We start from the raw sequence: 23,972 nt of genomic DNA on the forward strand, positions 1-23,972 counted from the left end.
TTGACGTAATTCGAGAATCGGGAAAAATAACGTAAACTGGAAAAATGAGGATATGTTGAAAAAGCTCCTGCTATCTATGATCATACTGGCCGCATCGCTTCTTTTGGTTGCGCAGACCGGCAATTCAGCTGCCACCATGAGCAGTAGTTCCGCCTATAGCTATGACGGCAGCCGCAGCGGCGTGGAAAAGCTCAAAATGAATGTGTACATTCTCGGACGAGTGAGCAAACCCGGCCTGTACCTGGTGCCTGACGATACCGATTTTCTTACCCTGCTGGCCCTCGCGGGAGGCCCGTTGGAAGACGCGAAACTATCCAAGATTACCATCACGAGAAAGGGATCGCCGGTATCTGAAATCGAAACCAACCTCCCGGACAGTTTGTCTGCAGACGGGGATTCTCTCATGGCTGTTCAGACAAATATTCCCGCAGGAACAGGCAGCGCGGTCACAGTTGCCGATCCAGACAAAGAAGTACCCACTTCGGATGGCGAGATCATCACTATCAATTTTCGAAAGTACTTGGAAACCGGTAACGTTTATCATCTCAAAACGGTCAAAGACCTGGGACAAGCATCAACCATCCCGCTGCAGCTGCAGCCGGGAGACACGGTCATGGTGGGTGGGGAGATCTGGTACTGGTTCGGCAAGGTTGCGGACATCTTGTCCAAGGCGGCCATTGCCTTAAGCGTCTACAACCTCATTACCAATCTGTAACCAGGGGTCAGCTATGGATCAAAACAACCAACCCAGCTCAGTTCCGCAGCCAGAAGAGATCAAGATCAGCGATTATTTGCGGATCTTGCTGCAATACCGCTACCTGATCATCCTCATTTTTGTGATCGTGCTCGCCGGCACAATTATCTACACTCTCCGCCAGCCCCGCATCTATTCTGCCTCTGGCAGGATCCTGATGGAAAACCAGAACTCCGGCGCGGACATCCTGCTGCTTACCAATCAGGGTGGCAGCAAGAACAGCATCAACAACCAGATCGAGTTGATGCGCAGCAAACCGATCCTGAATGCCGCCTACGAGATCATGAAAAAGAACCCGGACTGGGAATCTTATCCGATCAGCGGTTCAGCCTATCCGGCCGGCAGCCTGCGCAGGGTTCAGATAGAATCGAAACGCGATACAGACATCCTCAACCTCTCTTTTGAATCCACGAACCGGGGAGAAGCCATGGCGGCGGTGAACGCCATCGCCGACGCGGTGCAGCAGCAAAACACCCAGATGGCCAGGCTGGAATTCACCACCATCCGCGAGTTTCTGGGCGAGCAACTGGACCTTATCTCTCGCCGCCTCCAGATTTCTGAAGATGATCTGCGAGCGTTTAAAAACGAAAACAAGCTGATCGAGATCTCTGAAACCACCAAGAAATGGATCGAACAATCCTCAGAAGTGGAGTCTGAATACGAGGCCACGCTCACCGACCAGGCAGTGAAGGCCAAGACCTTGGACGTGCTGCGCAAACAATTGCAAGACCAGGATTCTTTGCTGGTGGAGGTGGAAAATGTACTGCAAGCGCCTTACATAGAGGAATTACGCAAGCAGATCACCGATACCCAAGCCACCATAGCCCGGCTCAGAACGAACGAAAACTATTCTGAAAACCACCCTCAGATGAAGCTCCTGCAGGAAGAGCTGGCCAAAACGAAAAACACTCTCGACACCGAGATCCAGAAATTCATCGCCATCTCCCTGAGCCAGGACCCCCTGTCCGTGCGCAATGACGTGCTGATGAAAATTGTCCAGGCGGAAGTTGAATTGGAGATGGCCCGGACGATGGTGAACGGCTTGGAGCAGACCAAAGCCATTTACGATGATCGCCTGATCACCTTGCCGGACAAAGAGTTGGAATACGCCCGCCTGTTGCGGAGCATGACCCTGGATGAAAAGATCTACGGCATCATGATGGAAAAATATGAGGATGCCCGCATCGCTGAACAAGCCAAGATCGGTAACATTCGTGTTCTGGATTATGCCGAAATGCCGGGCGCTCCGATCAAACCGCGCGTGTCGATGAACATGCTGGTGGGACTCATTCTCGGCCTCGGCCTCGGCATTGGCGCCGCCTTCCTGGTTCATTCCCTGGATACCAAGCTCCGCACTCTGGAAGACATGGAAAACTACGTCCGCCTTCCCATCATGGGCACCATTCCCATCATCCAAGAATCGGAATCCCGGATCATGGAATTCAACAACATGATCGAGCAGGCCGAAGGCGAAAACAAGGAACAGCTTAGCAAATCGCTCCATTTCGTGATGATGCAGTTGGTCTCGCACTACGCGCCAAAATCGCCCATCGCCGAATCCTACCGTACCCTCCGTACCAACATCCTGGCCAAGAAGCCCGCCGGCAGCACCACTCTACTAGTCACTTCCTCCGGTCCCAAGGAGGGTAAATCCACCACGATCGTGAACCTGGCCATTACCCTGTCTCAGATGAACGCCAAGGTGATCCTGGTCGACATGGACATGCGCCGTCCCATGATCCACAGCAAGTTCGGGGTGGAAAAAGAAAACGGCCTCAGCGATTATCTGATCGATAACGACGTTCCTCTCGAACAAGTGGTCAAGGCCTCCGGCATCCCAAACCTGGATGTGATCACCAGCGGTTTCATTCCGCCCAACCCCTCTGAACTGATCTCTTCATCTCAGACCGACAAACTGATCGAAGATCTTAGGGCCCGCTACGATTTCATTCTTTTTGACACACCGCCCATCATTGCCGTCACGGACGCCCTCATTCTGACCAAGAAAGTTGACCTCACTTTCATCGTGGTCCGCTGCGGCTTCACCGAGAAAGGCATCATCAAGCGCACCAAGGAACTAATGGAAAACATCGACGCCACCATCGACGGCATCATCGTCAACGGCGTCTACGTCCAGAAGTATTACAGTAAACAGAACTACTACTACTATTACTACTACTATTACTATTACTATGGAGAAGATGTTCCCCAGAAACAGAAAAAAAGCGCAGCTCGCTTCCTACGCAAAAATAAATCTGTTTCTTGAGGTCCTCGGGAAGCTCCCCGACAACTATCATGAGATCGAGACACTGCTCTGCAGTGTCTCGCTCTGTGATACGCTCAAATATGTTTTGACAAAAAGGCCGGGTGTAAAATTGTGGTCTAACTTGCCTGAAATGGCTGTAGAAAGCAACTTGGTCTTCAAAGTGGCGCAGTATCTGCTGAACGAGTTCAAGCCGGAAACGGGAGTTGACATCCACTTGGAGAAAAGGATCCCCATTGCAGCCGGATTGGGCGGTGGAAGCAGCAATGCTGCTGTCACCCTGCTAGCCCTGAACGATCTCTGGGGATTGAAGTTGACCCGTGCCGAAAAGGAACTCATCGCCGCGCGTTTTGGCAGCGACATTCCCTTTTTTTTGCATGGCGGCACTGCCTGGGCCACCCACCGGGGCGAAATGATCGAGCCGCGGCCGGACCTCCAGCTGGAGCTCCTGCTGGTGAATCCGGGAATCCGAATTTCCAGCGCGGAAGCCTATGCCTTGGTCCCTGCCGAAACCAGCGGAGACAGAAGACGTCTGGAGCAGCCTAATGGCCACAACTGGCTGTTCAACAGGCTGGAACCCGGCATCCGGCAAGCTTACCCAGCGGTGGACCGGGTGTTGCGCGATTTGACAGACGCAGGTGCCGCCGCCGCGATCATGAGTGGAAGTGGCTCCACCTGCCTGGGAGTTTTTGAGGATGCCGCGAAGATGCGGGCCTGCCAGCGACATTTTGACCGGATAGGTTACTGGACACAAATAGTAAGGACGATATCTAAGAAAGAGTACGAAAGTGAACTCGAAGCTTAAACTGTTCACAGGAAAAGCCAACCGGCCCCTGGCCGAGGAGGTGGCACGCTTTGCCGGGGTGCCCTTGGCTGATATTGATCTGTTCAAATTTGCCAATGATGAGTCCTTCGTAAAGATCAACGACAACGTTCGGGGCGCAGACGTGTTCATCATCCAGCCTACCTGCCGGCCGGTTAATGACAACCTGGTGGACCTCCTGATCATGATCGATGCCCTGAAACGCGCTTCCGCCCAAAGGATCAACTGCGTGATACCCTACTACGCTTATGCCCGTTCGGACAAAAAGGACCAGCCCCGGGTGCCCATCACGGCCAAACTGGTGGCTGACCTGCTCACGGTGGCTGGAGCCGACAGGGTCATCACAGTGGACCTGCACGCGGAGCAGATCCAGGGATTTTTCAACATCCCGGTCGACCATCTTTACTCCATCCCAACTTTCGCCCGCTATTTCCAAAGCATGGAGATAGACAATGCAGTGGTCATATCCCCGGATTCCGGGGGTGCCAACCGCGCCCGTGCCTTGGCCAAGAGACTCAACTGCGGCTTGGCCATAGGCGATAAGCGCCGCACGGGAAATGACGATCAAGCCATTCTGTTGAACATAATTGGAGATGTGGCCGGAAAAACGGCCATCCTCTTCGATGACATCATCGATACCGGCGGCAGCCTGATGAAGATCGCCGACGTGCTGAAGAATTACGAAGTGAAAAAGATCTACGCCGCCTGCACTCACGGCGTGCTTTCCGGAAAGGCAGTTCAAAACATTGAAAACTCGCCGCTGGAAAAACTCTTTGTCACCAACACCATCCCCCTTTCCGCGGAAGCGACCAACTGCTCCAAGATCGTGCAGCTGTCCATAGCGGAAATGCTGGCCATAGCCATCAAGAAAATACATATAGAGGAATCTCTCAGTATTCTGTTTAAATAGATATTGAGAATGGAGGAATAAGTGATATTTACTCTCGAAGCCCAACCCAAGCAAACCAGCAAGAAAAGCGAACTAAACGCCCTGCGCCGTCAGGGAATGATCCCCGCGGTGCTGTACGGAAAGTCGGTTGAATCAACACCGATCGCGATTGATCGCGGCAAGTTTCAGCAGTGCTACAAGAAAAGCTTCAATGAGCTGGCCTTTTACGAGATAGTCCTGAATGGTACCAAATACCATACCATCCTCAAGGACAAACTCATCCACCCTGTCACCCGTAACATCCTGCACATCGATTTCATGGTGGTGGAAGAATCCGCGCAAATGGAATTCGAAGTCCCCATCCAGTTCGTGGGCGAAGCAGTGGGAACCAAGGAAGGCGGTTTTGTGGATGTGATCCAAAGATCGGTGAAAATCACCTGCCGGGCCAAAGACATTCCGGAAGAGATCAGTTTGGACATCTCCGCGCTCAAGGTAGGAGACGCCCTCCACATCAAGGATCTTCCCGCCGGCAACTGGCAATACAAAGACCACTCCGACATCACGCTGGTGGTGGTGCATGCCAAGAAAACCGAGGAAGCACCCGCTGCCGCTGAAGCTCCCGCTGCCGAGGAGCCCAAACCTGAACAATGAAGCTGATTCTGGGATTGGGGAATATCGGCCGGGAATATGAACTGTCCCGCCATAACGCCGGTTTCCTCTGTCTCGAGCTTTGGGCCGGGCAACACAGCATGAGTTTCAAGCATGGCCGGCACTTCGATTTTCTCCGCCACCGCGGCGCCTGCCTGATCAAACCCAACACTTACATGAACAGGTCTGGCCAAGCCCTCGCGGCAGCTCGCGGCAAATGGAAGGTCTCCGAGGCCCTGGTGATCCACGACGACATCGAACTGCCCCTGGCCAGTCTGCGGGTCCGGAATGGCGGTGGGGATGGCGGCCACAACGGCATGGGATCTTTGCTGGAAATCCTTCCAGCTGAAGACCTAAAACGGATCCGGGTGGGGATCGGCCGCGATGGCTCCAACCCCAGGGATTACGTTTTGGACAGCTTTTCCCCAGCGGAGCTGCAACTGTTGCAACCCACTCTGGCAAAGGTTTGTGAACTAATTGACATCTATATAAGCGGCGATTTCAACTCAGTGTTGAACGCCTACAGCATCTGGAAAAAATCCTGTTCCGGGGAGCCAAACCCCGGAAACAATGGTCCAAAGGAGAAAGACAATGGTAAAGAACTATGAACTTATGGTGATCATCTCACCTAAGCTCAGCGATGAGGAAGCCGCCGCCCTGAACGAAAGCATCCTCAACCTCGCCAAGGAACAAAACGGAGAAATCGTGAAAACCGACCTCTGGGGCAAGCGCATGCTGGCCTATCCCATCAACAAAAACACTGAGGCCCACTACTTTGTGAATTACCTCAGCATGGACGCTGCCGGTGTGAAAGGCATCAAGCAGCAACTGAACATCAATGAGCAGGTGCTCCGGCACATGTTCATCGTCAAGGAACAATAGGAGGAAAAATGGCAGATCTGAAAGTACCCCGGCTGAACAGAGTGCTCATCGCCGGCCGCATCACCAAAGAACTTGAGTTAAAGTACACCCCCAAGGGAAGCCCGGTTGTGAATTTCTCGGTGGCCATGGACAAGCGTTTCAAAGACGAATCCGATCAATGGCAATCAGTGCCGGTTTATGTGGATGTGGTGGCTTGGAACCAAACGGCCGAGAACCTCTGCAAGCAAGCCCACAAAGGCACCGCCGTTTTGGTGGAGGGAAAGATCGACGTAAGGTCTTATGTGGACCAGAACAACGTTAACCGCAAGGTTTTCGAGATCATCGCGGACTTTGTCCAAACCCTTGAGTGGAAGCCCAGGGAAGAGGGTGGAGACACACCACCTCCGCATGAAGAACCGCCTCATGCCGGCAGCGACGCCACCAACGACGACGTACCATTTTGATTTGGAGTAGAGAATGAACCTGACCGACAGAAAAAAGAAATTCACCCGCAAGAAATACTGCCGCTTCTGTGCCAATAAAGAGCTTGTGATAGATTACAAGAACCTGGACACTCTGCGCCAATTCATTTCCGATGTGGGCAAGATAGATCCCGCCCGCATGACCGGAACCTGTGCCAAGCACCAAAGGAAGCTTACCACCGAGATCAAGCGCGCCCGCCAAATGGCGCTGCTTCCCTTCGTGATCGAATAGTGCCCGTCGTCGCCTTGCTCCTGGGTGCCCTGGCAACCATAAGCCCCTTTCTGGGCTTGCTTCTGATGCTGATCAGCCTCCGCGGTTTGTTGCTGCGGAGTGAGGGAAAACCGCAGTCCAGAGCTTTACTCTGGTTGGTTTTCCCGGTCTTGCTGGCCGCTTTTTCTTATCGGCAGCCGGGATCATTGCTGATCGTTTCCGATGCTGTTGTTGGCGCCGGATTGGTTTCCCTACTTTACCTGCACAGCCTCACCCGGCAGGATAAAGCCGCGGTGGCGCTGGCCCACGGAGCAATTTTGGTGATCGTGTATGGCGCGGCGAGGTTTGTCCTCTTTCAAACCCAACTCCTGGCCGTACATGAGCAGGCCCTGGCAGAAATGAACAAACTCCTGCCCCAGATGATGCAGATGGCGGAAACCCAAAACACCCTGGCCCTCACGCGCCTGCTGCTGCCGGCCAGCTGGACCGTAACGCAGTTGATGGCCCTCACGGCCGGGCACCTGATCTTTCTGCATCTGAACGGGGTCCGATCCATCCTCCGGGAATTCAGCCTGCCTGCCTGGTACAATCTCTTGATCCTGGCAGTTTTGCCGCTGTATTTCTTTCCCCCGCTGCGCGAAGTTTTGGTGAACACCCTGCTCGCCTTGTGCGTTTTGCCACTGGTGCAGGGTGTGGGCGTGCTCCTGAACTGGTTGTCACGCCTGGCCTCCAACGCTTTTGTCACCTTGCTGGTGTTCGCGCTGGCCATATTCAACCTGATCCTGGTCGCCCTGTTGGGATTTGCCGATATCTGGCTCGATTTCAGGAAATTAAGAACTAAAGGAACCTACGCATGAAAGTCATCCTCCTCAATCACATAGAAAAGCTGGGAAAAAAAGGTGAAGTCGTCTCCGTGAAACGCGGTTACGCCAGAAACTACCTTATTCCCCGCGATCTGGCCATGTATGCCACCCCCCAGAACATGAAACACCTCAGCGCCATCCAGAATCAGGCTGCGGAAGAAGAAGAAAAGCTGGTCGCGGAGCTGAAAAAGCTTGACGCCAGGATCAGAACCCTCAGCCTTGTTTTCGTCCGCAAGGTGGACGAACACGACAGCATGTTCGGCTCTGTGTCCGAGACAGACATTGTGCATCAACTGGCCGCGCAGGACGTGAATGTCCATAAGTCCGCGGTCCTGATGGACAAGCACATCAAGAGCCTGGGCGAAACTGTCGTTCAGATCCGTTTGCACAAGGATATCGTGTCGGAACTGAAAGTTTTGGTCGAGAAGGAAGCGAAAGAAGAAGCTGTCGAAGAACAGGTCGTCGCCCCTGAGGCGGTGGAAGAAACCTCCCCCGTGGAACCTGAACTCCCGGCTGAAGCGGAAGCGGACCTGCCCGAAACTGATACCGAGGAACCAAAACCGGCCGACGACGAAAATTAAATTGGGAGAAACCCATGAAGAACACTCTGTTTAACATCACCAGAGTCCTGGCGGTGGTCGCGATGATCGGCGCTTTGTCGCTGATCGGCGCGGGCAATCCAAAAGTTTTGCCCTTTTCCATCCTGTTCTTTGTAGCCGTGTTCGCGATAGTTTACCTGCTGAACAGCAACGCCAAGAAGAACGAGCGGGAAGGAAAAGCTGGTGCGGGTGCCAAACCGATGCTGCAAGTCATCGCCGTGGTACTTTTTGTCGCGGTGGCCTCCATACTGGGCTACCTCCGTCACGGCATCCTGGGCTATGTGGTGGTATTCGCCGTGCTCGCAGCCATCGTGGGGCTCATCTTTGTGGCGATCAAGAACCGCCAGCGTCACTTTGAGCTCACCACCTCCAAACCCCTGTTGAAATATGTCCTGGGTGGGATCACCGGGATCCTGGCCATAGGCCTGCCCGCGGTCATCGTGCTCACCGGCGATCTCTTCAAGCTTGAGGCCACTTCGGTGATCATCACCATCGTCGCCATCCTGGTGTTCATTGCCCTGATCGTTTTAGCCTTGGTTCTGATCAACCGCAAGGGAGGCCTGGGCGCTGCGGTGGCCGGATACGTTCTGGTCATCCTGGCGGCTGTCCTTCCCGGGATCATGGTGCTGATGGTCACAAATGACTCCGGCGCCTTTGCCAAAACCTACCTGGCGGCCCTAATTGCCGCCGTCATGGCCTATTTCACCTTCACCCAATTTGAAAAGATCGACTGATCCGGCTCCGGCCGGATCGGTCTGTTTTCAGCCCCAAGAAGGTGAACTGACGTGGCTTTCAGTCCGGTTTCCAGCCTGCTGAAGCAGGTACTGGTCCAGATCGGTGGCGATAAATACCAGCCTTTCATTTTGCTCTATCAAGGCTGGAAGGATATCGTGGGAGAACTCCTGGCCTCGCGTTCCCACCCCTTCCGCTTTCACGATTCCATCCTTTACGTGGCCGTGCAAAACAATTCCTGGCTGCAGGAGCTTTATCTGCGCAAAGCTGAGATCCTGCGCCAATGCCGGACCAAGATACCCCAGGAGATCAGGGACATCATCTTTCTCATCAGGAGTTGAACATGACGAAAGTGCGGATCGCGGCCTCGGTTTTATCCTGTGATTTTGCTCATCTGGAGCGGGAACTGGCCGAGGTTGGCAGCGCTGATCTGCTGCATCTGGATGTCATGGATGGGCATTATGTGCCCAACCTCACTTTCGGCCAGCCCCTCATAGCCAGGATCCGGCAATTGTCTGATCTGCCGCTGGACGCGCATCTGATGGTCACCAATCCTGCCGCCTACGTGGATCCGCTCGCTGACATCGGAATAAATTGGCTCAGTTTCCACCAGGAATGCGAATATCACGTCCACCGGCTGGTGCAACAGGTCAAAAGCCGCGGCATGAAGGCCGGGATCGCCCTCAACCCTGCCGTGCCGGTCTCCACCTTGGATGCCATCCTTCCCGAGCTTGACTATGTGCTGCTGATGAGCGTCAATCCCGGTTTTTCCGGCCAGCAGTTCATCCCCTCAGTGCTGGATAAGATCAGCATCCTCAGAGAGCTCATCGCCCGCCGCAACCTGCCCACCCTCATCGAGGTGGATGGCGGAGTAAACGCTCAGAATGCCCCCGGCCTCATCTCCGGCGGGGCCAATATCCTCGTTTCCGCCTCCCACATTTTCGGCTCAACCGATCGCGCCGCCGCCATCCACTCTCTGCGAAATAGTTGAGTCCCATGCTCATGAATTCCATATGCTGTTACGCGAACAGGCCCCAAGCAAGCAAATATCGCCTGTTTCAACTATTCACTCCGCTTTTCTGGGGAACCGCACACTACCCCTCCTTGATCCTGAATGCTCCACCGCCTGCAAGCTCCCCGCATGATTCCCGCCTCAAATGCGGCCATCATGCGGGAGGCGAACGGCGTGCGAACAGGCCTGGGTTTGGAACGAGACCAGAAGCAAACCATTGCCCAGCAACACCTTGATGACAAATAACTACAGGCAACAGGACCCCTAATGTTTAGCAATCTCTCCGAAAAACTGGATAAAGTCTTCCGCAACATCCGCGGCAAGGGCTACCTCACCGAACAGAACATCAAAGACGCGCTGCGGGAGATCAGGCTGGCCCTGCTTGAGGCGGACGTCAATTTCCGCATCGTCAAGAATTTCGTGGCGGAAGTGGAAAAACGCGCGCTCGGCGCCGAGGTGATGAAATCCCTCACCCCGGGCCAGCAGGTGATCAAGATCGTGCACGAGCAGCTGATCGCGCTGATGGACACCGAGGGCTTCGAACTCAAGGCCTACAACAACAAACTCACCAAGATCATGCTGGTGGGTTTGCAGGGCTCGGGCAAAACCACTGCCTGCGCCAAGCTGGCCCTGCATTTCCGCAAGAAGAACCTCAAGCCGATGCTGGTGGCCTGTGATGTTTACCGTCCCGCCGCCGTTGATCAGTTGCAGATCCTGGGCAAACAAATCAGCATCCCCGTGATCGCCCAAGACAGCAAAGACGTGCTGCAGATCGCCGACACCGCCCTGCGCGAGGCTCAGAAGGACCTCATCAACCTGCTGGTCTTCGACACCGCGGGACGCCTGCACATCGACGAAGTGATGATGGACGAGGTGGTTCGGCTCAAATCCTTTATTAAACCGGATTACATCTTCTTCGTGGCGGACGCCATGACCGGCCAGGAAGCTGTGAACGTGGCCAGGGAATTTTACGACAAACTGGCCTTCGACGCGGTGATCCTCACCAAGCTGGACGGGGACGCCCGCGGCGGCGCAGCCCTTTCCATCAAAGCGGTCACGGACCGCCCGGTGGCCTACGTGGGCATCGGCGAAAAACTCAGCGACCTTGAGGTTTTCTATCCGGATCGCATGGCCTCACGAATTTTGGGCATGGGCGACGTGCTCAGCCTCATCGAAAAGGCCGAAGAAGCCGTCGACGCCCAGGAGAGCGAAAAACTGGCCAGGAAGATGCTCAAGAACCAGTTCACGCTCAACGACTTTCTCAAACAGCTGCAGAGCATCAAAAAGATGGGCTCCCTGGAATCCATCATCAGGATGATCCCAGGCCTGGGCCACAAGCTGCCGGCAGACCTGAAGATCGACGACAACGCCCTCAAGCACGTGGAGGCGATCATCCAGTCCATGACCGACCGGGAACGCGAAAAACCGGACATCCTCAACGGCAGCCGGAGATTGCGCATCGCCAAAGGCTGCGGCCGCAGCGTGATGGAAGTGAACCGGCTGCTCAGACAGTTTGAGGACATGAAGAAGATGATGAAGAAATTTTCCACCCCGCAGGGGATGAAAGACCTCGAAAACCTTATGAGTAAATAACCAACGTCAGGAGGAATACTGATGAAAAAATTCCTGTTGTTCCTGTCTCTAAGCATGCTGCTTGTATTTGGCTTGGCAGCGGAGACGACCACCCTCGGAGGCGGCAGCAATTCCGTCACCGTGCTATCTTCTTCAGGATCCGAGACCGTGCTGCAGTATCAGATCGGCAGATTTGAGCAAACTCGGGTTCAGATCGGGGGCGAGGATTGGTATCACATCAACCTGCCCAAGGAAGGGATCACCCAAGACAAGGGTGCCCCCCAGCTGCCGGTCTTCAACCGCAGCATCATCATCGACCCCACTGCCCGGATGAGACTTGAGCTCTCGGACGTGCAGTACCAGGATTTTCCCGTCGCCGTGGCCCCGTCCAAAGGGGTCATCACCCGCGACATCGATCCGGCTACCGTCCCGTACAGCTTTGGGGATGTGTATCAGCGGGACGAGTTTTACCCGCAAAATGTGGCGGAACTTTCCGAACCCTACATCATGAGGGATTTCCGGGGCATCGTGGTGCAAACCACGCCTTTCGCCTACAATCCCAAAACCAAAACTTTGCGTGTTTACACCTCCTACAAGGTCCGCGTTTATGCCAGCGGCCAGGATACCGTGAATACCCTCACCACCGACAGAAGCAGCATCTCCCGTGATTTTGTTTCGCTCTATGAAAACCGTTTCCTGAACTGGGACAGCTTCCGCTACACCCCGGTGGACGACAGCTTCGGCAAGCTGCTGGTGATCTGCCACACCAACTACATGAGCACCATCCTGCCCTATGTAAATTGGAAGATCCAGAAAGGCATCCCCACGGAACTGGTGCAGTGGTCCACCATCGGCACCACCGCCGCCCAGCTGCAAACCTACATCCAGAACCGCTACAACGCGGACAGTGAACTCACCTATGTGCAGCTGGTTGGCGACGCGCCCCAGATCCCTTCCCTGTCTTCCGGCGGCGGCGGTTCCGACCCCACTTTCTCCTTGGTTGCTGGTTCGGATAACTATCCTGATATCTTCATCGGCCGTTTTTCCGCCGAAACCACAGCCCAAGTCACAGCCCAGATCAATAAGGCCATCGCTTATGAGCGGGATGTGACCACCTCCGACACCTGGCTGAGCCGGGCCATGGGCATCGCTTCCGCTGAAGGCGGCGGCTCGCTCGGTGATGAAGGCGAATCCGACATCGTTCATATGAACAACATTCGCACCGATCTGCTCGGTTACGGTTATACATCTATTGACCAGATCTACGATCCGGGCGCTTCGGCTTCCACCGTGACCACCAACGTCAATGCCGGCCGCGGTTTCATTAACTACGTGGGCCACGGCGCTGACACCTACTGGGTCACCACCGGGTTTAGCAATACCAATGCCACAGCGCTCACAAACGGCACTAAGACACCTTTCATCATGGACGTGGCCTGCGTGAACGGCAATTTCGTCTCCATCACCTGTTTCGCGGAAGCCTGGCAGCGCAACGCCAATGGCGGTTCCGTAGCCATCTACGCCAGTTCCATCAACCAAAGCTGGAACTCACCCATGCGCGCTGAGGATGAGGTGACCGACCTGCTCATCGCGGAAGCCAAATACACCGTGGGTGGCCTCTACTACAACGGCTCCTGCGAGATGATGGATGTTTATGGCACCGACGGCGTGAACATGTTCAAGACCTGGCACATCTTTGGTGACGCCAGCCTCTCCTCACGCACCAAGACCCCCATCGCCATGAGCGTTACCCATCCCTCCAACATCACCTCCGGCACCACCTCCGTGAGCGTTTCCACCGGGGTCAACAACACCTTGGTGGCCATCACCTACAACAACGTGATCTACGGCCGCGCCTTCACCAACAGCTCCGGCAACGCCACCATCACGCTCACCAGCCCGCCCACCGGAGTTTTGAACTACACCATCACGGCCACCGCGCACAACCGCGTGACCTATGTGGGCACCATTGCCCAGACCGTGGCCTCCGGACCCTGGATGGAAGTGACCGCCGCGAACTTTGACGACGCCAACAACGACGTTCCCGAATACAACGAAAGCGGCTACTTCGACGTTACCTTCAAGAACTCCGGCACCAGCGCCGCCTCCAGCGTTTCCGCCACCCTGAGCTGCGCCACCAGCGGGATCACCGTCACCGACGCCAGCCACAGCATCAGCAGTTTGGCTGCCGGCGCTTCCACAACCGCGGACAACGCCTACGCCATCGCGATAGCCAACAACGTGGCCAACGGCACCGTGGCGGAGTTCACTGTAATCATGACCATGAGCGGATACGGCCCCTGGACCTACAACTTCAGCAAGACCATCAACGCCCCCGCCCTGGCCTTTGGCAACATGACCATCAGCGATCTCAGCGGCGACAACGACGGCCTGCTCGATCCGGGCGAAACCGCCACCATCGCCATCGTGCTGAACAACACAGGCGCGGCGGCCTCCCTGGCCGGCACCGGAACCCTGAGCTGCGGCACCTCCGGCATCACCGTGGTGAACGGCAGCGCCAGCTTCAGCGCCATCTCCGCCGGCGGCTACGCCACCCTCAGCTTCACGGTGACAGCTGCCTCCTCCATGACGGAAGGCACTCTGGCAGCTTTCGTCTTCAACGCCGTGGCGGGTCAGTACAGCGCCAACACCACCGTGAACGTGGAAGTGGGCGCTCCGCTGGAAGTGATCATCGGCAATGGCACCTCCACCCAGAGCTACCCCATCGACCGCTACTACAACTACTCCGGCCACGAGGCCATCTACCTCGCCTCCGAGATCGGCACTCCCGGCACCATCAAATCGATCGGGTTCTACAAAGCCAGCGGCACCGACGTGAACACCATAGAGGCCGTCACCGTCTATATGAAGAACACCAGTTCCACCACGCTGTCCACCGGCAATTATTCCACCAGCGGTTACACCCAGGTTTACAGCGGCATCTGGCCTAACACCGCCACCAGCGGCTGGATGGAGGTGAACCTGCAGAACCAGTTTGCCTATGACGGCAGCAACCTCTCCATCCTCACCATCAAGGGATATCAGTCCTATATAACCAGTTATCCATACTGGACCTACACCACCGCTTCCGCCACCCGGGCCAGGCAGAACCGCAGCGACAGCTCTCAACCCACTTCACTGACGGCATCAACCAACCTGCCTAACCTGAAGCTGAAGCTCTTCCCCGCCGCCGGCATACTCTATCCGCCGCAGAACCTGGCTGCCACGGCAACCCACGGGTCGGTAACCCTCACCTGGCAGGCCCCGGTGAGCGGAACCCCCAACGGCTACAAGGTCTATAAGAACAACGCCGCCCTCAGCACTGTGACCGCGCTCACTTACACGGATACGGCCGTAACCGACGGCACCACCTACAGCTACAAAGTCTCCGCCCTCTACGGCAGCGACGAATCCGATCCCGCGGCCACCGTGACCGCCACCCCCAACATGCACGCGCCCACCAACTTGGTCGCCACCGGCGGCAACTCTGTGGTAATGCTTTCCTGGACGGCCGCGACCGGACGCGAAGCTGAGGATACTTTCACCCTTGGTTCCAAAGACCGCGCCATCAGCAGTTACCGGATCTACCGGAACGGCGCCGTCCTCACCACCGTGACAGGGACTTCCTACAACGATACCGGAGTCACCAACGGCACCACTTATAACTACTACGTGACCACCCTCTACACAAACCCAACGGGTGAATCCGCGGCCTCGAACACCGCCTCGGCCACCCCCAACGCGGTCACCGAAGCCATCATCGGCAGCGGGACCGGCTCCAACGGTACCACGATCGCCTGCCCCATCAACGTATATTATGAAAGCCTGCACGGGCAATCTGTCTTTACCGCGGCAGAACTGACCGCCGCCGGTGTGACCGGTCCCATCCAGATCACACAAATCGGCTTCAACGTGACCGGTCTGCCCACCCTGGCCATGCCGAATTTCGTGGTCCGCATGGGACACACCACTTCCGCCAACGTGGCCAGCTGGATCTCAACCGGCCTTACCCAAGTCTGGTCTTCTGCATCATATCTGCCCACCAATACTGGCTGGAATATGCTGACTCTCGCCACTCCCTTCACCTGGAACGGCACCGACAATATCCTGATCGACACCGCCTTCGGCGACATCGGTGACTGGGAGCAGAGCGGTACCACCCAATACACCAATGTCACCAACGGTTATCGTTACGTGCGCTCCGACGACGCGGACCAGACAGACGTCTTCACCGGCGGCTCCACCTCCACCTACCGTCCCAACGTCAAGCTGGTCCTGCTTCCGCAGGTCACCGGACCCGCCATCGCGGTCAACCCGGCCTCCGTTTCGGAAACGGCGGTGGAAGGCAACAGCACCACAGCCACGGTGACCGTGACCAACTCCGGCACGGCCGCCCTGACCTGGAGCACGCCTTCCAGCTTTGCGGCCTGGGGAACGGTTAGCCCCGCCTCCGGAACCGTCGCGGCCGGCGGCAACACCGTGCTGACCCTCACCCTGAACGCCGCGGCGCTTACGGCCGGCAGCTACAACGCCAATATGGTGATCACATCCAACGCGGCCAACACCCCCAGCCTCACCGTTCCGGTCAGCTTAACCGTGGAAGCCTATGTGGAGCCCAGCGATATCCGCTTCATCGCGGAATGGGAACCCGCCACCGGCACCATCATTGCCTACTCCGGAGGTTTCGGCCTGCCCTATTCCATGATCGCCGACCTCTCCACCCGCGGCGAAGTTTACGTTTTGGTCACCTCCAGCACCCAGAGCACAGCTAGCAGCCTGCTCTCCTCCAACGGCGTGACCATGAGCAACGTCAGCTTCATCGTCCGCGACGGAGTCAACACCTACTGGACCCGCGACTACGGCCCCTGGAGCATCTTCGACGCCAACGGCGAGATGGCCATTGTGGACTTCCGCTACAACCGGGTCCGGCCCTATGACGATGCAGTCAACGCGGTGCTGGATGACGAGTTTGGCTTCGGTTATTATTACATGCCCATGGTGGCCACCGGCGGCAACGTGATGACCGACGGCCAGGGCAAGATGATGTCCACCACCCTCATCCAGAATGAGAACGACGGCGTGCAGACAGCCGCGGTCACCGAATACGACTACACTCTGGCCGAGATCGCAGACGTGGTGGAGCAGTATCTGGGCGTGGACGAGTACTTCATGTACACGGACCCTCTTTCCAACTCCTCCATCGACCACATCGACTGCCACGCCAAACTGCTGGATGTGGACAAGGTCATGATCGCGCGCGTGCCGGTTGGCCATGCCAACTACACCGCGCTGGAAAATGTAGTGGATTATTGGGAGACCAAGACCTCCAGCTACGGCACTCCTTACCAGATCTTCCGCGTTGACCAGACCAGCAGCAACGAACCCTACGCCAACTCCTTCATCTTCAACAACAAGATCTACGTCCCGCAGGCAAGTTCGACTGCCTCCGCGGCTGACCTGGCCGCCATCGCAGCTTACCAGGCCGCCATGCCCGGCTACACCGTGCAGGGCTACTACAACAGCTCCTTCATATCCGACGACGCCGCCCACTGCCGTGTGAACACTGTCTTCGACGAACAAATGATCCACCTCGCGCATGTGCAACCCACCTCCGCGACCGCCAACAGCAACGTGACCATCGATGTCGAAATCAGCCACAGCAATCCGCTGAACACGTCATCCACTTACATCGCCTACCGCCACAGCACCACGGGCCAATGGCTGACGGTGCCCCTCACCCTGGTCTCCGGAGATGACTGGACCGCCAGCGTGCCCACCCCCGCCTACGGCGAAATCCTCTACTACTACATCCTGGCCACGGACAACACAGCCCGGACAGCAAAGATGCCGCTCTGCGGCGCTGACGATCCCTTGGAACTGCTGGTGGACACCGCCGGCAGCAACACCGCCCCCACCATCGCCCTTCCTGCCAGCTTCACCTTTGCCGAAGACGGCAGTCTGGTGGTGGATTTCAGCCAGTATGTGGATGACGTGGATAGTGATCCTCTCACCCTCAGCTACAGCGGCGATGACCAGGTCAATGTGGCCATCAACGGACTCAGCGTGACCTTCACCGCCGATGCCGACTGGTATGGCACCGACAACATCAGCTTCACGGTCAGCGACGGCACCGACTCCGCCAGCGACAATGTGAACGTGATCGTCACCTCGGTCACCGATCCGGCCGTCATGGTTGTTGCCCCGCTGAGCCTGGCCTACGGCGAGGACGAGGTCGGCAGCACCAGCGTGAAGACCTTCACCATCACCAACACCGGCGAAGCCGCCCTCAACGGCAGCATCACCACCCCCACCGGTTACAGCGTGGCCGAGGCCGGGCGCTCGGAAAGCCTCATCACCGAAGCAGGCGAGAATCTGAAAACAGAACGCAACACCCTCAGCTTCTCCGTGGCCTCCGGCGTGACCGAGACCTACAACCTCACCTTCGCGCCCACCGCGGCCATCGCCTACAACGGCAATGTGACAGTTTCCGGCAACGATCCCGACAATTCGAGCGACCTCATCACCATCACCGGCCTGGGCCATATCACCAACACCGCGCCGACTATCGCTCTGCCCGCCAGCTTCAGCTTCGAAGAAGACGGCAGCCTGGTGGTGGATTTTGGCCAGTATGTGGAAGACGGACAAACCCCGGATTCCGGACTCAGCCTCAGCGTGAGCGGCAACAGCAACGTGACCGTAATCATCGACGGACTCAGCGGCACCTTCAGCGCGCTCGAAAATTGGAACGGAACTGAGACCCTGACTTTCACCATCGGTGACGGGGAACTCTCTTCCAGCGATGACGTGAACGTGATCGTGACCCCGGTCAACGACGTTCCGACCATTGCCCTGCCCGCCAGCTTCAGCTTCGAGGAAGACGGCAGCCTGGTGGTGGATTTCAGCGGCTACGTGATCGATGTGGATGGAGACCCCCTCAACCTCAGCGTGAGCGGCACAAGCAACGTGACTGTAAGCATCGACGAACTCAGCGTCACCTTCGGCGCGCCCGAAAATTGGAACGGAACTGAGACCCTGACTTTCACCATCGGTGACGGAACCCTCTCCGCCAGCGACGCTGTGAGCGTGATCGTGGCCCCGATCAACGACGCGCCCACTATCGCTCTGCCGGAAACCTTCGAGTTCGACCAAAACGGCAGCCTGGTAGTTGATTTCAGCCAATACTTGGATGACATCGACGGAGACGCCCTCAGCCTCAGCAGCAGCGGCAACAGCAACGTGATGGTCAACATCGTCGGCCTCAGCGTAACCTTCACCGCACCCACCGACTGGATCGGCACCGAAACCCTGGCCTTCACGGTCAGCGACGGCAGCGCCAGCGCCCAGGACGAAGCAGACGTCACAGTGATCCTCACCCACCTTGACACACCGATGATCACCTCCATCGTCAAAACCGCCACCGGCATCCAGATCGAGTGGCAGCCTGTGGCCAACGCCAGATCCTACCGTGTGTACCGCAGCTTCGATCCCTACGGGGATTACACGGATTTCCGTGGCACCACGGCCCTCACCGAATTTGTGGACAGCGACATGGATGTGTATCCATACGCGTTCTACAAGATCGTGGCCACGGACCTGGAATACGAAAGCAAATAAGCAACGAAACCCATAATCAACAAGCCCGGCCAACCAGCCGGGCTTGTTTTTTGCCAAAGTGTCAGTGGGCGCTATTTGATCCGTGCCACCCGCCGCGTCGCGCTTTGCAAACCAGCGTCCAGCCGCAGCAGATAGAGCCCGGAGGGAACTTCCCGGCCCTGGTCATCCCTGCCGCCCCAGCTGAATCGAAACTCTCCGGCTGGCAATTGTCCGCAGTCCAGATGCCGCAGCGCCTGGCCCCGCAGATTGTAAACCGTAACAGATGCGGAACTTTTGGCAGGTAGGGAAACTTCCAAAAAACAGTCAGCGGCAAAGGGATTGGGAAAAGCTGTCAGACTGGGCGCGGCCACAGGCGGGATCTCCTCCGGAGGCGCGGAAACAACAGGGAACTGCAGATCCAGCGCCATGTAGTTGATATTTCCCCAATCGATCTCATGCGAGGGCGGCAGCGCCGCGCCCCAGTTGTGGTCATCCAGAAACATCAGCCAGAGTCTCTTCCAGTCTCCCGTCAGGCCTGGCGTGGCCAGAGGCAGCAAAGCGTCGGAGGGATATACATACATCGGCGTCATGCCCGCCAGTTCAGGGTTTGCCACCCCGCTCAGCACCGCCGGCTCGCTCCAATGCGTGCCCTGGTCCGCGCTCAGCGCCAGATAGATTTCCGGGTCGTCTTCATAAGCCGCGTACTGCAAAGAATCAGCCGGGTGAAGATTGTACATCCGCGCTTTGTAGCTGTCCTGCCAGAGGCAGGCCATGCTGCCGTCTGCTCCGCCTCCGGTGAGGCGCAGATAGTTGTAGGCAAAAATCATCATCATGGTTCCGGCCATATGCTCCGTGTCCCAATGGCTGAAGGGAAACTGGAAACGCATGTCAGGCTGCTCCTGGTTCAGGGGCCAGTTGTCGTAATTCAGGTTTCCGTCCGTATCCCAGGGCATCCACCAGAGGTCGTCGGAACTGGTGCCTGCCACGGGATAGACCTCGCGGATGGCGAATTGCTGCGTGTCCGGATCAAACGCAACTTCCCTGACCGTGAACAGATCCGGGTTCAGATAGCTATCCTCGCCTATCGTCAGGAACCAAAGCCCGGGAAAATGCAGCACTCCGTTGGCGTCGATCAGCAGATTGAAATGCCCGGAACTGCCAATGCTGTAATAGATCTCGTCATCCGGTACAGCTGTTTGGTTTGGCGGCTCGCCCTGGTAAAAGGCGTGGCGCATCAACCAGCTATTCCAGGGATTGTAGGAGGGAATTTTGCTGGAGTGGCTGTAATGCTGCCAGGTGCCGGCGCCGTAGTTATCGCAGACAAAGACGTCGAGGTCCGGTTCGTAGATGTCCTCGTAGGGATCAGGATAATAAGAAGAATGGTAGCCCGCATAATAGATGCGGCCGTCATCCCCCACCGCGAAGGAGCCGCACATCCTGCGCACAACGGTATCCGCCTCCGCGTGCCAGGTATCCAGCACAGGAATGGTGGTGTAGGACCAGTTCAGCGGCTGCAGCGCGTCCAGCAGGGCGGCGTTGAAATCCGCGTAGGCGATCAGCACGTTCTCGGAAACATTTCCACCCACTCCTCCCGCGGCGAGGCGATTCCTGCCCAGAATGTAAACCCGGCGCATGCCCGGGTTGGGTGAGGGACCGGTTTTGATGCTGGGCCAGACAAACTCGTCGTTCTCGTGTCCTGCTGGCAGGGAGGGAGGATCGAAGACCGGGATCCGGTCGCTGTAGATGCCGGGAAAACTCACGGGATCGTGCTCGTGCATGAACACCACTTCCAGTTCGGTGTCCGCGTCGTGGCTCTCGTGCCAGGAATAGAGCGCTTTTCCGGTGCTTTGGTCCCAGGCCAGGGAAGCGTAGCCCATCTGCACATCCACATCCTGCCAGGGATCCACCACCGTCTGCAGCTGCCCCGCGGCATCGATGTAGCTGAAATAGACCTTGCGTAAACCGCTGTAACTTCCCCGTCGCGCGTGATAGGCCATCACCCGGCCGTTGCCCAGGTCAGGTGAAAATTCCGCCATCGGCAGGTCGTGATAACCTCCGTTCATGTAGTCGTAAAAGCTCTGGGTAACCGTTACTGGAGGAACGGAAATCTCATACAGGGGGATTTGGGCGCAAAGCATTCCCACAGCAGTTCCCAGCCCAAACAATAGCAAAGCAAAACGTTTCATAATAACCTCGCCGGGGCGGCCATGCATTTCTGGCAAAACATCCCGACCACCCTGTGGATACAATTCTCTTCACCCCCCCCATTGTCAAGTAAAATATTCACGTCTGTGCTTAATAGGTTCGGCATTGCCCAGTAATGCCCGGCCGACTTTTCCTTGACGCGGTTGCCATCCGGGAAATCCTTTGCCTCAGAACGTCTGGAGTGAGAAGAAATGGATGCCAGCAATACTGAAAAGCAAAATGGATCAGACCTCCGTCTGATGCCGGAAGCGCTGCGCGGGGCTTTGCGCGAACTTTACGCCTGGGACGCCCCACCGCTGTACTTCGCCGGAGGCCACGCCTGGTCGGATGGTACGGTTTACCGCTATTCCCGCCAGGGGGAAGACCGCCTGCTCAAGGTGATGCCCGCAAGTTCTGAACGCTCCCTGGCCAGTGTGGCCGAGCGGCAGGCCTGGCAGGAATGGCTCAGTTTGAATGGCGTGGACACAGCGCCCCCTCTGCATTCGGAGGCCGGCAGCCTGGCCGTGGCCGTTAACTGCGAAGGGCAGGAATACATCGTTTACGCCTGGCGCCTGGTGCCCGGCGAGCAGGTCCAGCTGGGCGACCCGCGCGATTGTGCCGATTTCTACCGGCGTTGGGGCACCCTGTTGGGAAAGATGCACCGCCTGGCCAAAAGCTGGCCCCAGTGGCGGCATTCGGCCTGCCTCGACGCAAGTGGCAGCCCCCTGATCAGCCGGGAGCGCGAATGGGAAATTTTCCACCGCTGGTTTCAGGACGATGGGGTACGCGCCGCCTGGGACAGGATGAAACTCGCGCTGGACACATTGCCCGTCACGCGCGAAAATCACGGTTTCCTGCACAACGACCCCCATCCCGGCAACATCCTCGCTGAAAGCGGCCGCCTCATCCTGATCGATTTCGATGTGGCGAATTATCTCTGGTTCATGGTGGAAATCGCCATCTGCGTTTACAGCGAGTATTCCCGGGTGAATTTCCATTCCCCCTGGGCGCGGCGCGATGCCGAGCTGGACTCCATTTTCATCACCCCCTTCATGCAGGGCTATGAAAGCGAAAACACGCTGACCGCCGGGGAATACGGCCGCGTGGAACTCTTTCTGAACTACCGCCGCTGCCTGATGTTCGCTTGCTTCTATGAACAGATCAGGGATAACGCCCCCGAGCATCTGGCCCGGATGAAGCAGGACATCATCCAAGCCAGGAAATATTTGCCTGAGGACAACTGGTTTGCCCGCCGGGCTGCCCAAAGCTGAAATTCCCTCCTTCGCTCCCAATATCAATACGGTATCAATACGGAATCAATACGGATGAAATCCGTATTGATTCCGTATTGATACCGTATTGATATTGGGAGCCATGCAGGATACTGGACAGAATTTCTGCTGAATGTCCAAGGTCTCGGCAGGTAAATCTTCCTCCGCAAACAGGCGGGGAAGCGCCAGCCTGACATCCTTCAAATCCTCTTCCCAAGATACTTATGGCGATTTGTTAAGAAAAACTTACATAAAAAACCTTGCCAGAATAACCCCGTATCCGTATTTTTGCGCTTCAATGACGTGGATGGATGTATGAGCTTGATTTATATCGTTGAAGACTCGCCGGACGTGCTGTCCATCGAGCAAACTTTGTTGGAAGGCTCCGGCTATAGGGTGCGGAGCTTCCGGGATGCCAGGTCTTTGCTGAAAGGACTGACGGAAGAAATTCCGGATCTCCTGATGCTGGACCTGGCGCTTCCCGATCGCGACGGGCTGGAAGTCTGCCGCGACCTCAAATCCGATCCCGTGTTCCGGTCCATCCCCATCATCATGGTAACGGGACGCATGGAGCATCAGGACATCGTTACAGGGCTGGACCTGGGCGCGGAAGACTATATCTGCAAACCATTCGACAAAGACGAACTCACAGCCCGTGTGCGCGCCATCCTGCGCCGCGGCGGCGGGGTGAATCTCAGCGGTACCCTGGAAATAGCTTCCGGCCTGCGTTTGGACCTGCAACGCCAGGAATTGCTCACCGCCACGGAAAAGATCTTCCTCACTCCCTCGGAATTCCGCATCCTGCATCTGCTGGCCACCCGCCCGGATTGGGCTTTCCGGCGCAGCGAGATCCTCGACCACCTCTGGGGCGACGACAAGATCGTGGTGGAACGCACCGTGGACGTGCATGTGAGCAATTTGCGCGACAAACTGGGAGTCCACAGCGGCTTGATCCAAAAAGTGCACGGCGTAGGCTATAGCTTCAATCCGAAACCGGAGCAGGGCGAAGAAGAAGACTGATACTCATTTCTGGCCTGAGTCCCTTCCACTGCCCATACGTCAGATGAATACGGTTCACTTTCAAACCGAGAGGGTAAAGCCCGGAGGGCGATAGATCATAGCGAGGGTGTGGAGTGAGCGTGGCGAACGGAACCCCTCGACGTGAGAGTAAGTCACACATTTCAATACCCCCAAAACCCCAGCCCAGGCTCACAG

The 23,972-nt window shown here is 56.8% G+C and carries 19 protein-coding genes; 18 read left to right on the top strand and 1 reads right to left on the bottom strand.

What is annotated here, in order from left to right; translation table 11 throughout:
* The first annotated feature begins 55 nt into the window (after window positions 1-55).
* From LHW45_05515 to LHW45_05590, 16 genes are all read left to right on the top strand, one after another.
* Window positions 56-715, top strand: a complete 660-nt coding sequence (locus LHW45_05515) for an SLBB domain-containing protein (GenBank protein MCB5285031.1) — start codon at window positions 56-58, stop codon at window positions 713-715.
* 13 nt (window positions 716-728) lie between these two features.
* Window positions 729-3,020: a polysaccharide biosynthesis tyrosine autokinase gene (locus tag LHW45_05520; GenBank protein MCB5285032.1), complete on the top strand. Its 2,292-nt coding sequence runs from the start codon at window positions 729-731 to the stop codon at window positions 3,018-3,020.
* The gene (gene ispE / locus LHW45_05525; GenBank protein MCB5285033.1) at window positions 2,956-3,822 is read left to right on the top strand and encodes a 4-(cytidine 5'-diphospho)-2-C-methyl-D-erythritol kinase; all 867 of its coding nucleotides are present in this window, start codon (window positions 2,956-2,958) and stop codon (window positions 3,820-3,822) included. Before LHW45_05520 ends, ispE begins: the two co-directional genes overlap by 65 nt.
* Window positions 3,806-4,750 (top strand): ribose-phosphate pyrophosphokinase, encoded by a 945-nt coding sequence (locus LHW45_05530; GenBank protein ID MCB5285034.1) that lies wholly within the window; start codon window positions 3,806-3,808, stop codon window positions 4,748-4,750. Before ispE ends, LHW45_05530 begins: the two co-directional genes overlap by 17 nt.
* Window positions 4,751-4,771: 21 nt before the next feature.
* Entirely contained in the window at window positions 4,772-5,380 is a 609-nt protein-coding gene (locus LHW45_05535) for a 50S ribosomal protein L25 (GenBank protein MCB5285035.1), read from the top strand.
* Window positions 5,377-5,985: an aminoacyl-tRNA hydrolase gene (gene pth / locus LHW45_05540; GenBank protein ID MCB5285036.1), complete on the top strand. Its 609-nt coding sequence runs from the start codon at window positions 5,377-5,379 to the stop codon at window positions 5,983-5,985. The genes LHW45_05535 and pth overlap by 4 nt, the downstream gene beginning before the upstream one ends.
* Window positions 5,969-6,259, top strand: a complete 291-nt coding sequence (gene rpsF / locus LHW45_05545) for a 30S ribosomal protein S6 (protein ID MCB5285037.1) — start codon at window positions 5,969-5,971, stop codon at window positions 6,257-6,259. The genes pth and rpsF overlap by 17 nt, the downstream gene beginning before the upstream one ends.
* A gap of 8 nt (window positions 6,260-6,267) precedes the next feature.
* Window positions 6,268-6,702: a single-stranded DNA-binding protein gene (locus LHW45_05550; protein ID MCB5285038.1), complete on the top strand. Its 435-nt coding sequence runs from the start codon at window positions 6,268-6,270 to the stop codon at window positions 6,700-6,702.
* Between the two features lie 13 nt (window positions 6,703-6,715).
* Complete coding sequence (gene rpsR, locus LHW45_05555; GenBank protein MCB5285039.1) at window positions 6,716-6,952, top strand: 30S ribosomal protein S18; 237 nt, start codon at window positions 6,716-6,718, stop codon at window positions 6,950-6,952.
* The gene (locus LHW45_05560) at window positions 6,952-7,788 is read left to right on the top strand and encodes a hypothetical protein (protein MCB5285040.1); all 837 of its coding nucleotides are present in this window, start codon (window positions 6,952-6,954) and stop codon (window positions 7,786-7,788) included. Before rpsR ends, LHW45_05560 begins: the two co-directional genes overlap by 1 nt.
* A complete protein-coding gene (gene rplI, locus LHW45_05565; GenBank protein ID MCB5285041.1) occupies window positions 7,785-8,375 on the top strand; it encodes a 50S ribosomal protein L9 in 591 nt (196 codons plus the stop codon). Before LHW45_05560 ends, rplI begins: the two co-directional genes overlap by 4 nt.
* Before the next feature lie 14 nt (window positions 8,376-8,389).
* A complete protein-coding gene (locus LHW45_05570) occupies window positions 8,390-9,127 on the top strand; it encodes a hypothetical protein (GenBank protein ID MCB5285042.1) in 738 nt (245 codons plus the stop codon).
* 51 nt (window positions 9,128-9,178) lie between these two features.
* Window positions 9,179-9,466: a DUF721 domain-containing protein gene (locus LHW45_05575; GenBank protein ID MCB5285043.1), complete on the top strand. Its 288-nt coding sequence runs from the start codon at window positions 9,179-9,181 to the stop codon at window positions 9,464-9,466.
* Window positions 9,467-9,468: 2 nt separating this feature from the next.
* On the top strand, window positions 9,469-10,116 hold the full coding sequence (gene rpe / locus LHW45_05580; protein ID MCB5285044.1) for a ribulose-phosphate 3-epimerase: 648 nt from the start codon (window positions 9,469-9,471) through the stop codon (window positions 10,114-10,116).
* Between the two features lie 288 nt (window positions 10,117-10,404).
* Window positions 10,405-11,730, top strand: a complete 1,326-nt coding sequence (gene ffh / locus LHW45_05585) for a signal recognition particle protein (protein MCB5285045.1) — start codon at window positions 10,405-10,407, stop codon at window positions 11,728-11,730.
* A gap of 21 nt (window positions 11,731-11,751) precedes the next feature.
* The gene (locus LHW45_05590) at window positions 11,752-19,323 is read left to right on the top strand and encodes a C25 family cysteine peptidase (protein ID MCB5285046.1); all 7,572 of its coding nucleotides are present in this window, start codon (window positions 11,752-11,754) and stop codon (window positions 19,321-19,323) included.
* Window positions 19,324-19,394: 71 nt separating this feature from the next.
* Here the strand turns inward: LHW45_05590 and LHW45_05595 are convergent, their stop codons facing one another.
* Complete coding sequence (locus LHW45_05595) at window positions 19,395-21,488, bottom strand: T9SS type A sorting domain-containing protein (GenBank protein ID MCB5285047.1); 2,094 nt, start codon at window positions 21,486-21,488, stop codon at window positions 19,395-19,397.
* Between the two features lie 210 nt (window positions 21,489-21,698).
* Between LHW45_05595 and LHW45_05600 the strand changes: the two genes are divergently transcribed.
* Window positions 21,699-22,757 carry a phosphotransferase gene (locus tag LHW45_05600; protein MCB5285048.1) on the top strand — a complete coding sequence of 353 codons (1,059 nt, stop codon included), beginning with the start codon at window positions 21,699-21,701 and terminating at the stop codon, window positions 22,755-22,757.
* A 315-nt stretch (window positions 22,758-23,072) separates the two neighbouring features.
* Window positions 23,073-23,777, top strand: coding sequence for a response regulator transcription factor (locus LHW45_05605; protein MCB5285049.1), 705 nt, complete (start codon window positions 23,073-23,075; stop codon window positions 23,775-23,777).
* The last annotated feature ends 195 nt before the right edge of the window (window positions 23,778-23,972 follow it).

The sequence above is a fragment of the Candidatus Cloacimonadota bacterium genome, assembly GCA_020532085.1.
Taxonomy (GTDB): domain Bacteria; phylum Cloacimonadota; class Cloacimonadia; order Cloacimonadales; family Cloacimonadaceae; genus Syntrophosphaera.

Bases quoted from the DNA above. Each gene is read 5' to 3' on its own strand.
- rpsR (MCB5285039.1), top strand. From the start codon at position 6,716: ATGAACCTGACCGACAGAAAAAAGAAATTCACCCGCAAGAAATACTGC.
- ispE (MCB5285033.1), top strand. From the start codon at position 2,956: ATGTTCCCCAGAAACAGAAAAAAAGCGCAGCTCGCTTCCTACGCAAAA.
- LHW45_05605 (MCB5285049.1), top strand. From the start codon at position 23,073: ATGAGCTTGATTTATATCGTTGAAGACTCGCCGGACGTGCTGTCCATC.
- LHW45_05520 (MCB5285032.1), top strand. From the start codon at position 729: ATGGATCAAAACAACCAACCCAGCTCAGTTCCGCAGCCAGAAGAGATC.
- LHW45_05600 (MCB5285048.1), top strand. From the start codon at position 21,699: ATGGATGCCAGCAATACTGAAAAGCAAAATGGATCAGACCTCCGTCTG.
- pth (MCB5285036.1), top strand. From the start codon at position 5,377: ATGAAGCTGATTCTGGGATTGGGGAATATCGGCCGGGAATATGAACTG.
- rplI (MCB5285041.1), top strand. From the start codon at position 7,785: ATGAAAGTCATCCTCCTCAATCACATAGAAAAGCTGGGAAAAAAAGGT.
- LHW45_05570 (MCB5285042.1), top strand. From the start codon at position 8,390: ATGAAGAACACTCTGTTTAACATCACCAGAGTCCTGGCGGTGGTCGCG.
- rpe (MCB5285044.1), top strand. From the start codon at position 9,469: ATGACGAAAGTGCGGATCGCGGCCTCGGTTTTATCCTGTGATTTTGCT.
- ffh (MCB5285045.1), top strand. From the start codon at position 10,405: ATGTTTAGCAATCTCTCCGAAAAACTGGATAAAGTCTTCCGCAACATC.
- LHW45_05590 (MCB5285046.1), top strand. From the start codon at position 11,752: ATGAAAAAATTCCTGTTGTTCCTGTCTCTAAGCATGCTGCTTGTATTT.
- rpsF (MCB5285037.1), top strand. From the start codon at position 5,969: ATGGTAAAGAACTATGAACTTATGGTGATCATCTCACCTAAGCTCAGC.
- LHW45_05550 (MCB5285038.1), top strand. From the start codon at position 6,268: ATGGCAGATCTGAAAGTACCCCGGCTGAACAGAGTGCTCATCGCCGGC.
- LHW45_05595 (MCB5285047.1), bottom strand. From the start codon at position 21,488: ATGAAACGTTTTGCTTTGCTATTGTTTGGGCTGGGAACTGCTGTGGGA.